At 67.5% G+C, this 12,781-nt stretch carries 11 protein-coding genes; 2 read left to right on the top strand and 9 right to left on the bottom strand.

Features of this window, described 5'->3' with window-relative positions; translation table 11 throughout:
* Nucleotides 1–147 precede the first annotated feature (147 nt).
* Together QP457_RS09520 and QP457_RS09515 are read left to right on the top strand one after the other, a co-directional pair.
* Entirely contained in the window at nt 148–3,267 is a 3,120-nt protein-coding gene (locus tag QP457_RS09520; protein WP_205405641.1) for a discoidin domain-containing protein, read from the top strand.
* 22 nt (nt 3,268–3,289) lie between these two features.
* Complete coding sequence (locus QP457_RS09515; protein WP_205405642.1) at nt 3,290–3,661, top strand: Imm1 family immunity protein; 372 nt, start codon at nt 3,290–3,292, stop codon at nt 3,659–3,661.
* 70 nt (nt 3,662–3,731) lie between these two features.
* Here QP457_RS09515 and QP457_RS09510 read toward each other — a convergent pair whose 3' ends face one another.
* From QP457_RS09510 to msuE, 9 genes are all read right to left on the bottom strand, one after another.
* On the bottom strand, nt 3,732–4,706 hold the full coding sequence (locus QP457_RS09510; protein ID WP_180166876.1) for an ABC transporter substrate-binding protein: 975 nt from the start codon (nt 4,704–4,706) through the stop codon (nt 3,732–3,734).
* A gap of 18 nt (nt 4,707–4,724) precedes the next feature.
* On the bottom strand, nt 4,725–6,467 hold the full coding sequence (locus QP457_RS09505; protein WP_205405643.1) for an amino acid ABC transporter permease/ATP-binding protein: 1,743 nt from the start codon (nt 6,465–6,467) through the stop codon (nt 4,725–4,727).
* A complete protein-coding gene (locus QP457_RS09500; RefSeq protein ID WP_180166875.1) occupies nt 6,464–7,024 on the bottom strand; it encodes a GNAT family N-acetyltransferase in 561 nt (186 codons plus the stop codon). The genes QP457_RS09505 and QP457_RS09500 overlap by 4 nt, the downstream gene beginning before the upstream one ends.
* Complete coding sequence (locus QP457_RS09495) at nt 7,021–8,241, bottom strand: M20 aminoacylase family protein (protein WP_205405644.1); 1,221 nt, start codon at nt 8,239–8,241, stop codon at nt 7,021–7,023. Before QP457_RS09495 ends, QP457_RS09500 begins: the two co-directional genes overlap by 4 nt.
* A gap of 4 nt (nt 8,242–8,245) precedes the next feature.
* Nucleotides 8,246–9,589: an LLM class flavin-dependent oxidoreductase gene (locus QP457_RS09490; RefSeq protein WP_205405645.1), complete on the bottom strand. Its 1,344-nt coding sequence runs from the start codon at nt 9,587–9,589 to the stop codon at nt 8,246–8,248.
* Nucleotides 9,590–9,605: 16 nt separating this feature from the next.
* Nucleotides 9,606–10,583, bottom strand: coding sequence for an LLM class flavin-dependent oxidoreductase (locus QP457_RS09485; RefSeq protein WP_089240602.1), 978 nt, complete (start codon nt 10,581–10,583; stop codon nt 9,606–9,608).
* A 14-nt stretch (nt 10,584–10,597) separates the two neighbouring features.
* Complete coding sequence (locus tag QP457_RS09480) at nt 10,598–10,960, bottom strand: DUF3088 family protein (RefSeq protein WP_089240600.1); 363 nt, start codon at nt 10,958–10,960, stop codon at nt 10,598–10,600.
* A gap of 166 nt (nt 10,961–11,126) precedes the next feature.
* Nucleotides 11,127–12,146, bottom strand: a complete 1,020-nt coding sequence (locus QP457_RS09475; RefSeq protein ID WP_286041521.1) for an LLM class flavin-dependent oxidoreductase — start codon at nt 12,144–12,146, stop codon at nt 11,127–11,129.
* 9 nt (nt 12,147–12,155) lie between these two features.
* Nucleotides 12,156–12,737, bottom strand: coding sequence for an FMN reductase (gene msuE / locus QP457_RS09470; protein WP_205405647.1), 582 nt, complete (start codon nt 12,735–12,737; stop codon nt 12,156–12,158).
* Nucleotides 12,738–12,781: the final 44 nt, after the last annotated feature.

Raw genomic sequence — 12,781 nt, 5'->3', positions numbered from 1 at the left:
TGGTTACGCGAGCGGATCTGTGCGCATTCATGAAACGTCGGGCTGGAGCATGTCCGGGAAATATTGCGACGCGTCATGTAACCGGTTACATCCCTTGCTAGCGTAGGCCCGCCCGTTCCCGGGCCCTGCTGATGTGAGGCCTTCGCAATGACGTTGTGCGCCGACCGCTGGATCGCCCCCTGCCCGCCGAACCGGCGCCTTGCCCTGGCCCTGCTGCTGCCGACCCTCGCACTGGCTGCAGCCGTAAGCGCACAGAACCTGCCGCCTCGTGCGCAATGGCAGGCCAGCGCGTCATCGCAGCAGGTTCCGGCGATGGCGATCAGCCACCTGATCGACAACGATCCGAGGACGGTGACCGGTGGCGCGTTCAGTCCCGGCCACTGGTTCCAGATCGATCTCGGCAAACCGGCGATGCTGGCCGGTACCCGCCTCACCTGGGATGTCTCCAACCCCGAAGGCTATTCGCTGCAGACCTCGCTCGATGGCAAGCAGTGGCAGACGGCCTATGTCATGGCCGATTCGCTGGGCGGTATCGAGACCCTGTACTTCGCACCGCGCCAGGCCCGCTACCTGCGCCTGGCCAGCCCGCAACGCACCTCCGACTGGGGCGTCTCCATCTTCGAAATGGAACCGCTCGACACCGCGCTCACTGCACAGGTGACCGGGCTGGATGCCGCCCAGTCCGCGGCGCTGTGGCAGGGTAGCGGCTCGGTTGCCATCCCCGCGGGCAAAGCAGGCGTGCATACGCTCGACATCACCCTGCCCCGTGCACAGCCCAGCACCGGGCTGGCGGTGGACTGGGCCAACGTGCATGGCGCTGCACGCCTGCAGGCACAGGATGCGCAAGGCCGCTGGCACGAACTGGCGCGCGATGCGCAGGCGGCGACCCGGCAGCAGAGCTGGCTGGCGGCCGACGCGCCACTCGATCTGCAGGCACTGCGGTTGACCGTGGAAGGCGATGCCCCCCAGGTCAAACGCATCCGCCTGCTCGGCCCGAAGGCGGTGATGACGCCGATGAAGCGCTACCAGATCGCCGCCAGCGGCGCGCAGCGCGCCTTGTTCCCCGCGTCGCTGCACATGCAGCAGACCTACTGGACCGCGGTGGGCGTGCACGCCGGCCGGCAGAAATCGATCTTCGATGAGTACGGCAACATCGAGGCCTACAAGGGCGCACCGCTGGTGCAGCCGATCTGGCGCAGTGCCGATGGCCGCGCGGCGGGTGCCGCCGAACAACCGGTGCAGCACGCCCTTCGCGATGGCTGGAAGCCGATGCCATCGGCCACCTGGTCACCGCAACCGGGGCTGGAGCTGCGCAGCGAGGCCTTCGCCATCGAGCGCGACGGGCAACCGGTCACCTTCGTGCGCCATCGCCTGCGCAACACCGGCAGCACGGCGATCGAAGGCACGCTGACCCTGGCGGTGCGACCGATGCAGATGAACCCGCCGTGGCAGAACGGCGGGCTGTCGCCGATCCACGAAGTGGCCGTCGAGGGTAATGCCGTGCGCGTCAATGGCCGCACGCTGCTGCAGTCACTCACTGCGGTGGATGCCGCCGGCGCCGCGCCCTTCGTCAACGAAGGCGACACCGAGATCACGTCGGCCATCGCCAGCGGGCAACTGCCTGCCGCACAGCAGGCAAGCGACGGCGCAGGCCTGGCAGCGGCGGCGTTGAGCTATCGCGTCAGCCTGGCCCCCGGTGCGAGCGATGCGGTGGTGGTGGCCTTCCCACTTGGCACCGCCACCGCCGATGCCAATGGCGTGCTGCCGCAAGCACCGACCCTCGACCTCGCATCGCTGCCGCGCGATGGCGACAAGGCCTTCGACACGCTGGCCAGCCGTGCCTCCGCCGATTGGCAGGCACGCCTGGGCCAGGTCGGCCTGCGCCTGCCCGATCCTTCGCTGGTGGACATGCTGCGCGCGCAGGCCGCGTACATGCTGATCAACCAGACCGGCCCGGCGATGCAGCCCGGCCCACGCAACTACAACCGTTCCTTCATCCGCGACGGCATGGCCACCTCGGCCGTGCTGCTGCGCATGGGCGAAGCCAAGGTCGCGCGCGACTACCTGGCCTGGTACAGCGAACACGGCGTGCACGGCAACGGCCTGGTGTCGCCCATCCTCAACGACGATGGCAGCGTCAATACCGGCTTCGGCTCGGACATCGAGTACGACAGCCAAGGCCAGTACGTCACCCTGGTGGCCGACGTTGCACGGCTGGATGGCGGGCCCGAAAGCGTACGTGCCTATCTGCCGAAGGTGAAGGCCGCGCTGCGCTTCCTGCAGGAACTGCGCGAACGCACGCTGGTGCCGGGTTACATGGCCGACCAGCCCGCACCGGAGCGCTTCGCCGGCATTCTTGCGCCGTCGATCAGCCACGAGGGCTACCCCTCGCCCACCCACAGCTACTGGGACGACTACTGGGGTCTGAAGGGCTGGCATGACGGCGCATGGTTGGCTGAATCACTGGGCGACCACGAAACCGCGAAGTGGGCGCGCGAACAGTACAAGGCGTTGTATGACGCCCTGCATGCCTCGATCCGCGCGACCATGGCATGGAAGGGCATCGATTTCATTCCCTCGTCGGCCGACCTCGGCGACGGCGACCCGACCGGTGTGTCGATCGCACTGGACCCGACCGGCGCACAGAGCGTGCTGCCCGCCGAGGCCCTGCGCACCACCTTCGCCCGTTACCTGGACGATGTGCGCAAGCGCAGCCAGCCCGGTGCGCTGTATGCCTACACGCCGTATGAAATCCGCAACGTGCTGAGCTACGTGCACCTGGGCCAGCCTGAAGCGGCCGATGAGCTGCTGCAGGGCCTGCTGCACGATCGCCGGCCGCTGGAATGGCAGGTGCTGGCCGAGGTCGTGCATTCGCGGTTGCGTTTCCCACGCTATCTGGGCGACATGCCGCACACCTGGATCGGCGCCGAATACGGCCGCACCCTGTTCGGCATGCTGATGCGCGAGGACGATGATGCGCTGTCGCTGCTGCCAGGTACGCCGCCTTCCTGGGTGGCCGGTGAAGGCCTGGCCGTGGACCGCCTGCCCACTGCCTATGGCACCCTGCAGATGCAGGCGCACCAACGCGATGGAACGCTGCAGATCTCGCTCGGCAAGGGACTGCGCAAGGGCACGCCGGTACGTGTGTGGTGGCCGAGCCGCACCCTGCCGAAGGATGTGCGGGTCGACGGGCGATCGGTACAGAACTTCGACAAGGACGGGGTGCTGCTCGATGGCCCGTTCCGTATGCTTGAGGCACGCTGGTAATGACGCCCCTGCAGGAACCGAAGTGATCGAACTTCTACTCAATGGCGGCCAGGTCGCCGCCACTACCGACGAACAGCTGGCCAGCGCACTGGCGCTGGCCGCATCGATGCCCCAGTTCGAGCTGTGGGCATCGGTGCCCGATGGGCCAACGCTGTGCATGCTGCGCAATGCGGAACACGCGTGGCTGATGTACCTGCACGAGCCGGGCGACGGCGGCTTCCATTCCTGCGGAAACGAACATCGCGCCGGCAATGCCTATTTCCGGCTCGACAACGGCCAGGTGGATGGCTATCCGCTGGCATGGTGCATCGACGTCGAAGCGTGCTTTGCTGCGATCAGTTTCTTTCACGGCAATGCAGGCGCCCGCCCGGACCACATCGATTGGCAGTCCTGACCCCGGTTGAAGCCGACCTTGGTCGGCACGCCGTCCGTCGAGCAAGCTCGACGCCTACCAGGCGGCATCGCTAGAACCCCGGCAACCCCGGTGGATTGGTCTGCGATTGCGGCACCGCCTCTTCGGCCACGTTCCAGCGCGCCAGCACCTTCGCATAGGTACCGCTGCCGATCTGCGTGTTCAGCGCCTGGGTCACCGCATCGGCCAGGCCGCTGCCCTTGCGGGTGGTCACCGAGATCGCCGCCGCATCCGGCCAGCCGCCCGGGAACAGGCCAACCCGGCGCACCTTGCCATCGCGTGCCGAATAGGCGCCGGTGGCATTCGGCTCGAACGACACATCGGCGCGCCCGGTGATCACCGCCAGCCGCCCGATCACCGCGTCATCGAAGTACTGGTACTCCACCGGTTTCAGGCCAGCGGCGATGTTCTGCTTGTCCCATTGGCGCAGGATCTGGTCCTGGTTGGTGCTGGCGCCCACCACCACCTTCAGCCCGGCAACATCGGCGGGCGTGGCGATCTTCTGGATCGGTCCATCGGTGCGGGTGTAGATGCCCAGCAGGTCGAAACGGTAGCTGGAGAAATCGAACTTCTTCTTGCGCTCTTCGGTGACCGTCACGTTCGACAGCACCGCATCGTACTTGCCCGATTCCAACCCCAGCGGCCAGTCGGCCCAGGCCACCGGCACCACCACCAGCTTCAGGCCCAGGCCATCGGCGATCAATCGTGCGATATCGGGCTCCACGCCCACCACTTCCTTGCTGTCGGCACCGTAGTCGGCCAACGGCAGCTGGCCGGGATGGGTGGCGATGGTGAAGGCACCCGGGGTGACGAAACGGTAGCCGGCCGGAATCAGCGCCTGCGCCTTCGGATCGGGCGTGCCCTTCAGTATCTCCGCGTTGCTGGCTGCAAGTGATGTCGCCGCAACGGGCACGCCATCAGGGCCCTGGCGTACGCGTGAGTAGACGATGCCGGCGATGCCGATGACCAGCACACCGACGATCAACAGGGTGCTGCGTGCGGGACGTCGCTGCGATGCTGGGCTCATGGGGTTTCTCGAAAGGGGTTACAGGGTCTTGGCCAGGAAATCGGCGGTGCGTTGCTGGCGCGGGTGCTCAAACAGCGCGTCCGGCGTGCCCTGTTCGATCACCCGGCCCTGGTCCATCATCACCACGTGGTCGGCCACGCGGCGGGCGAAGCCCAGTTCGTGGGTGACGATCACCAGCGTGGTGCCGGAACTGGCCAGCTCCTCGATCACGCTCAGCACCTCGGACACCAGCTCCGGGTCCAGCGCGGAGGTCGGCTCGTCGAACAGCAGCACCTTCGGCTGCAGCGCCAGCGCGCGGGCAATGGCCACGCGCTGCTGTTGGCCACCGGACAGCTGCCGCGGGAAGGCATCGGCCTTGTCGGCCAACCCGACCCGCTCCAGCAGCGTGCGCGCCTGCTGCTCGGCCTGGGCGCGCGATATGCCACGCACGGCGATGGGCGCTTCGATGATGTTCTCCAGTGCGGTCATGTGCGGGAACAGGTTGAAGCCCTGGAACACCATGCCGACTTCGGCGCGGCGCCGGCGGATCTCGCTTTCCGGCAGCTCGTACAGGGTGTCGCCGTCTCGGCGGTAGCCGATCAGCTGACCGCCCACGGTGACGAAGCCACTGTCAGCGCGTTCAAGATGATTGATCAGCCGCAGCAGCGTGGACTTGCCGGCACCGGACGGACCGATCAGCACGGTCACGCTGCCCGCTTTCAGTTCCAGGTGCACGTCATCCAGCACCGTCTGCTCGCCGAAGGCCTTGCCCACACCCTGCAATGAAACGGCGGCGCCCGTGCCCGCCTCGATCGGCACGGCAAAAGCCGCTCGGCTGGGTACGCGTGCAATGGCCGGCACCACCGGGCGCGGTAGCGTCGACGGTACCCGCGACACGTTGCGCTCATGCTGCAGCTGGCCACGCGCGAAACGCTGCTCCACCCGCCGCTGCAGCAGCGACAGCACCGTCAGGATCACCAGGTACCAGACCGTGGCCACCATCAGCAGCGGCACCACCTCCAGGTTGCGGCGGTAGATCACCTGCACGGTGTAGAACAGCTCCGGCAGCGCCAGCACATAGACCACCGAGGTGCTCTTGGCCAGCCCGATCACATCGTTGAACGCCGCCGGCAGGATCGAACGCATCGCCTGCGGCAGGATGATGCGGCGCACCTGTCGGCCGCGCGGCAGGCCCAACGCTGCGGCCGCTTCGTACTGGCCGTGGTCGACCGACAGGATGCCGCCACGGATCACCTCCGCCGAGAACGCCGCCTGGTTCAAGGTGAGGCCGAGTACCGCCGCAGTGAACACGCCGATCAGCTGCGTGGTCGGGTACGAGAACAGACTGATGCCGGTGAACGGCACGCCCAGTTCGATGGTGCTGTACAGGTAGCCGAGGTTGTTCAGCAGCAGCAACAGCACCAGCAGCGGAATCGAACGGAACAGCCACACGTAGCCCCACGACACCGCCGAGAGCAGCGGTGAGCCGGAGACGCGGGCCAAGGCCAGCAGGGTGCCCAGCGCGAAGCCGAGGCCGGTACCGAGCGCGGTCAGCAACAAGGTCCGCCCCAACCCTTCCAGTACCGGGCGGGCGAAGAACCACTCGGCGAACGTGCCCCAGCCCCAGCGCGGGTTGCCCAGCACCGACTGCAGCCCGATCAGGATCAGCGCCAGTGCCAGCACCGTACCGATCACCTGCAGCGGGTGCCGCGCCGGCACGATCTTCAGCGCCGTGGCCGGCTGGCGGGGAATGCCCTCGATAGCAGTGGACGGTGTGCTCATGCCACTGCTCCGTGCAGTGCGATGGCGGGCGCGACACCCACCTGCGGCTGCGGCACCAGCTGTTTTTCGAACGGCAGATGCGCGATGGTTTCCGGGTCTGCATCCAGGTCGAACAGCGCGGTGTAGCCGTGGCTGAGGTACAGGCCGACTGCCTCCGGCTGGCGGAAGCCGGTGGTCAGGAACACGCGTCGATAGCCCTGCCGCGCAGCCTGGTCTTCCAGTTCCTGCAGCACGCGACGGGCGATGCCTTGCCGGCGCAGACCAGGCAGCGTCCAGATGCGTTTGAACTCGGCGGTGTCCTCATCGCGATGCGGCATGAACGCGCCGCCGGAGATTGCCACGCCGTCGCGCAGCAGCAGCACGAACGCACCCACCGGGGCCGCGAAGGCCTCCGCAGGATAGCGCTGCAGCTCTTCGCGGGCGCTGCCACCAATCCGACGGCGCACGTCCGCGTAGCGGTTGTCATATTCCTGTTCCAGGCCGTCAAACAGCGGCCGCGCCAACGGGTCATCCACCGCGGTGTACAGGAAGCGATCGTTGTCGTACCGCACGCTCATGCCACGTCCTCCACCAGGTAGTGCTCGGCCAGGCGCGCCCACAGGCTGGCCGCGGGGGCGATGGCCGCATCGTTGAACACATAGCGCGGGCTGTGCAGCGGCGCGCTGTCGCCGTTGCCGACGAATACGAAACTGCCCGGCCGCGCCTGCAGCAGGAAGGCGAAGTCTTCGCTGGCGGTACGCGGTGCGAAGGCCTCCACCACCTGCCCGGCGCCGAAGCCCTGTACCGCCACCTCGCGGATGTACGCCGTCTGCTCCGGATGATTGATTACGCTGGGGAAGCCGCGCGGGAATTCGATCTCGGCACGCGCGCCAAACGCAGCGGCGGTCTGCTCGGCAATGTCGGTGACCCGTCGGCGCAGGGTATCGCGCACCTCCGGCAGGTACGCACGCACGGTCAACTTCAGCTCGACCACATCGGGAATCACGTTGGCGGCCTGCCCACCATGGATCGAACCGACGGTGACCACGCCCATCTGCCGCGGATCGACATTGCGCGACACCACGCTCTGCAGCGCGGTGATGATGTGTGCAGCGGCCAGGATCGGGTCGACGCTGCCCTGCGGCTCGGCGCCGTGGCCGCCCTTGCCGATCACCCGCAGCCGCGCCCAGTCCACCGACGCCATCGCCGGTCCGTCGACGAAGCCGAAGTGCCCTACTGGAACGCCCGGCCAGTTGTGCAGGCCATAGATGGCATCGACCGGGAAGCGCTCGAAAAGGCCATCGGCGATCATCTTCGAAGCACCTGACCCGGTTTCCTCGGCCGGCTGGAACACCAGCTGCAACGTGCCATCGAATCGGCCGTGGTGTGCCAGGTAGTGGGCGGCCGAGAGCAGGATGGCGGTGTGGCCATCGTGGCCGCAGGCGTGCATCAGGCCTTCGCGCTGGCTGGCATAGGCCAGCCCGGATTCTTCATGGATCGGCAGCGCATCGATGTCGGCGCGCAGGCCCAACCGGCGACTGCCCTGCCCGCGCTGCAGCGTACCGACCACGCCGGTGCCACCGATGCCGGTGCTGACCGCGTAGCCCCATTGCTGCAGCAGTTCCGCCACGCGGGCACTGGTGCGGTGTTCTTCGAAGGCCAGTTCCGGGTGCTGGTGCAGGTCATGGCGGATCGCGATGGCCTCGTCGGCACGTGCCGCGATTTCGGGCAGTACGCCCGTTGCCGGCGCATTCCGCCGGGCATGGCCGGGCGCTACCGAGATGTCTCCGCTCATTGCCTTATCCCACCTTCCGCGCCGGCTCGGCGTCGGTCGCATACCGGCTTGCCTTGCGCGGCAGGCCCAGGTGGTCGCGCAGGGTCTGTCCTTCCAGCGCGCTGCGGTGGTAGCCGCGCGCTTCCAGCAGCGGCAACACCAAGGTTACGAAATCATCCAGGCCTTCGCGCTGCGCGGCGAAGCCGAGGATGAAGCCATCGCTGGCGCCGGCGTCGAACCAGCGGATCAGTTCGTCGGCCACATGTTCCGGCGTGCCGATGAAATTCGGCCGCGGGCTGACCGCCTGCAGTGCCACCTGGCGCAGGCTCAGGCCCTGCTCGCGCGCGTCCTGCTTGATGCGGTCGGTGGTGGAGCGGAAGGAATTGGCGCCGATATCGCCCAGCTCCGGGAACGGCGCATCCAGGTCGTACTGGCTGAAGTCGTGGTGGTCGAAGAAGCGGCCGAGATACGCCAAGGCATCATCCAGCCCGGCCAGCGCAGCAATCGCCTGGTACTTGGCCTCGGCTTCTTCCGCCGTACGGCCAACGATCGGGCCGATGCCCGGGAAGATCTTGACGTCACCGGCGCTGCGGCCATGGGCGATCGCCGAGTTCTTCACCTTCTGGGTGAATGCACGGGTCTCCTCCAGCGAGGGCGCGTGGGTGAACACCGCATCGGCGTACTTGCCGGCCAGCGCAATGCCATCGTCGGACGAGCCGGCCTGGAAGATCACCGGCTGCCCCTGCGGCGAGCGCTGGATGTTGAGCGGACCTTCCACCTGGAAGAAGCGGCCCTTGTGGTCGAGGCGACGGAACTTTTCCGGTGCGAAGAACGTGCCGCTGTCGCGGTCGCGCACGAACGCATCGTCGTCCCACGAATCCCACAGGCCCTGCACCACCTCAAGGTACTCATCGGCGATCTGATAACGCAGCGCGTGTTCCGGATGCGGGCGGCCGTAGTTGCGGCCCGAACCTTCCAGCGGCGAGGTCACCACGTTCCAGCCGGCGCGGCCACCACTGAGCAGGTCCAGCGAGGCGAACTGGCGCGCCACGGTGAACGGATCGCTGTACGAGGTGGACAGCGTGCCGGCCAGACCGATCTTCTTCGTTGCCGTCGCCAGTGCCGACAGCAGCGAGATCGGCTCGAAGCGGTTGAGGAAATGCGGGATCGACTTCTCGTTGATGTACAGGCCGTCGGCAACGAAGCCGAAGGCGATGCCGTTGTCCTCGGCGGTACGCGCGATGTCGATGTAATAGCCCAGGTTGACGCTGGCATCGGGCGCGTTGGACGGATGCTTCCAGGCATGCATGTGGCTGCCGGGGCCCTGCAGCATGATGCCGAACGGGATGGGACGCGGGGTCGTGCTCATGGGGTCGCTCCAGCAGTCAGGCCACCGCCGCGCGGGGTGCGGGCGACAGCAGTTCAAGGGACGTCAGGCGTGCGTCGAGGTCGGCCACCGGCGCGTCGAGGATGAATTCACCCACGCCGAAGCGTCGATGCAGCGCATCCAGCTCGCTGCGTACGTGCTGCGCGTCGCCAGAGAGCACGCTGGGGCGTGTTTCTTCGACGCGGAAATCAGTGACACCCACCTGCCGTGCGTACTCGGCAGCGGCCTCGGGGCTGGGCAGGTTCACCGTCTGTCCGGGGCCCAGGTGCAGCTTGTAGACCCGCAGCGCGCCGATATGGCGCGCAGCGGCCTCGCTGGTGGGCGCGGCGAAGGCCACCGTTGCCAGCAACGGGGCGTGCGCGGACACCGTGCGATACGCCTCGAAGGCGGCCTCGATGTGCTTCGGGTCACCGTCGAAATGCGCGGCATACACGAAGCGCCAGCCCAGTTCCGCAGCCTGCCGCGCGCTCTGCGGGCTAGCACCAAGCAGGAAGCGCTCCGGCGACGTCTGTGGAATCGGCCGCGCCTGCGCATCAGCCTGCGCATCGGACAGATAGCCTTCCAGGTCGCGCAGCTGCTGGTCGAAATCGGCGAATGCCGGGCGACCGGCGGCCAATGCGGCAGTCGATGCCGGCAGACCGCCCGGTGCCTTGCCCACGCCCAGATCCACGCGCCCCGGCGCCAGTGCCGCCAGCAGATTGAAGTTCTCGGCCACCTTGTACGGTGCGTAGTGGCGCAGCATCACCCCGCCACTGCCGATGCGGATGCGCCGGGTCTGCGCCAGCACCCACGCCGCCAGCACTTCCGGTGCCGGGCTGGCCAGCGTCGGCGCCGCGTGGTGCTCGGCAAACCAGTAACGGTGATAGCCCAGCTGCTCGGCACGCTGTGCCAGTTGCAGGCTGTTGCGCAACGCCTGTTCCGGCGTGCTGCCGTCGGCCACTGGGCTCTTGTCCAACACGCTGGTGAGGTAGCTCATCGTCACGTCCTCGCTCAGGGATGGGCCACGGGAATGCCCAGCAGGCCGTTCAGTGCCGCCAGGATCGGTTCGGCACCGGAGATGTACTGGCGCTGCTGGTACTCACCACTGGCGTGTTCATTGACCACACCCTGCGGCAGCACCAGCTTCGGCAGCGACTGGTCCTGCTCGCCGATCTCGGCGATCACCTCGCGGCGCGGCCGGCTGAAACCGATGCGGCGCACATCCAGTTGCGCGTCGAGGCCGTCGATGCTCGACAGCGCACCTTCCAGCAGCAGGCTGTGCCGGCAGAAGAAGCGTTGTCCGGGCAACTGGCCGTCCTCGAACTCGCGGTCCAGCAGGAACAGGATGGGTTTGTGGGTTGCGTCTACAGCCACGGAATCGTCCTCGTAGGGGCCGGCAATGCACTGCCGCTTCGATATCGATGCTAGAGAAGGAAGGCTGCATGCCAGCGCCAGAACTCGACAATCCACGGTCGGATCCGGCCATGCAGATGCAGGTTGGCAATAAGCAGACTGCTGGCCGTTATGGACGCTGGTAACGTCACGCCGCTTGCGCGGGCGCGCGCCAACCCAGCGCCGGCGCGATGTCCTCGATCACCGTGGTGAGGATGCGCCGGTAGTCCTGCTCGGGCAGCTCATAGGGCAGCTCCACGCGAAGCTCGTCCACCTGCTGCAGCAGCGGATCGGCCTGCAACCGCGCGATGATCTGTGCCGTGCTGCCGACCACGTCGGGCGCGAACATGGTGCGGCGTGGCCCTTGCGGCGCCAGGGTGCGCGCATGCCGCTGCGCACTGAAGACGTCGATCCGCCGGCGCGTGGCCGCATCCACACCATCGGTGGGCACCAGCACACGCCCCACCGCCACGCGGCGCGGGCTGCCCAACGGCAATGCCGCGCGATAGGCCTGCAGGTGCTGTAGCTGGGCGACGAAGAAGTCATCACTCAGCTCGGCGCGGTTGACGTTGCCCAGCAGCAGATGCAGCCCCTGCTCACCCGCCGAACGCGCCGACTGCAGAGAGCCAGCGCCATACCAGACCCGGTCCACCAGCCCCGGTGCATGCGGCTGCAGTCGCGGACGATAGCGCGTGGCAGCATTGCCAACCTCGGCATCGGCGGCACCCAACGGCTCACCCCGCAGCGCTTCCAGCAACCGCGCCACCCGGCCATGGGAAAAGTCGATGTGCGCAGGGTCGCTGTCGTACAGCAGTGGCCCAACCAGTTCCCCGTGTGGCGGCGCGCCGGTACTGACGCCCACCTGCAGCCGGCCACCGGCCAGCGCATCCAGCAACGACAGATCCTCGGCCAGGCGGAAAGGTGTTTCATAGCCCAGCTGGATCACCGCACTGCCCAGCTCGATGCGGGTGGTGTGCTGGCTGGCCGCTGCCAGGAACACTGCTGCCGAGCTGATGCCCGGTTCCAGGTGGCGGTGGCGCACCCACGCGCCGTCATAGCCCAGCTGTTCGGCAAACGCGATCAAGGCCAGCGTCGCGTCCAGGCCCGCGCGGGGTTGTTCCGGTAGATAGCTTCCGGGCGTGAGGAACGCCAGGTGCCGTAGCTGCACCGCCACGTCCTAGGCGATCCTGCGCAGCGGCGCCGGCAGCGCCGCCGCCCGAGGCGCCACGTGTCCCGCTGCACGCTCGGCCGCCAGCTGGATGCGCGCCTGCAGTGCAGCGCTGTTGATGCGGTCGCCGTCGAAGTCGGCCGGCGTGGCATACACCCCGATCGGCAACGTATGCGCCTGCAGGAAGCTGAAAAGCGGCCGCAGCTGATGGTCGATCACCAGCGCGTGGCGCTCACTGCCACCGGTCGCGGCCAGCAGCACCGGCGTATCCACCAGCGCGTCCAGTTCGATGAAGTCGATCAGGTGCTTGAACAGGCCCGGATAGGACCCGCGATATACCGGCGTGGCCGCTACCAGCAGCTGCGCCGATTCAATCGTGGCCAGCGCGCGCTCCACCTGCGGCTCCACTTCACTACGCTGCAGCGCCTGCCCCAGCGAGCGCGCGATCGGCGCCAGCTCAACCAGCTCCAGGCTGATGTTGATCCGCTCGCGCAGTTCTTCCAGCAGATGCCGCACCAGCAGCAACGTGCGCGAGTTGGCCGATGCCGTCGGCGAACCAATCAACGCAACCACATTCAATGCAGATGACATGAAACGCTCCCATGTAGCGCCGAGCCACGCTCGGCTGCGTGTGG

It is taken from the genome of Stenotrophomonas sp. As-7, from assembly GCF_030291015.1.
GTDB classification, from domain to species: domain Bacteria; phylum Pseudomonadota; class Gammaproteobacteria; order Xanthomonadales; family Xanthomonadaceae; genus Stenotrophomonas; species Stenotrophomonas lactitubi.
The sequence above is the reverse complement of the archived record's forward strand: the minus strand, read 5'-3'. Positions and strand labels throughout refer to the sequence as shown.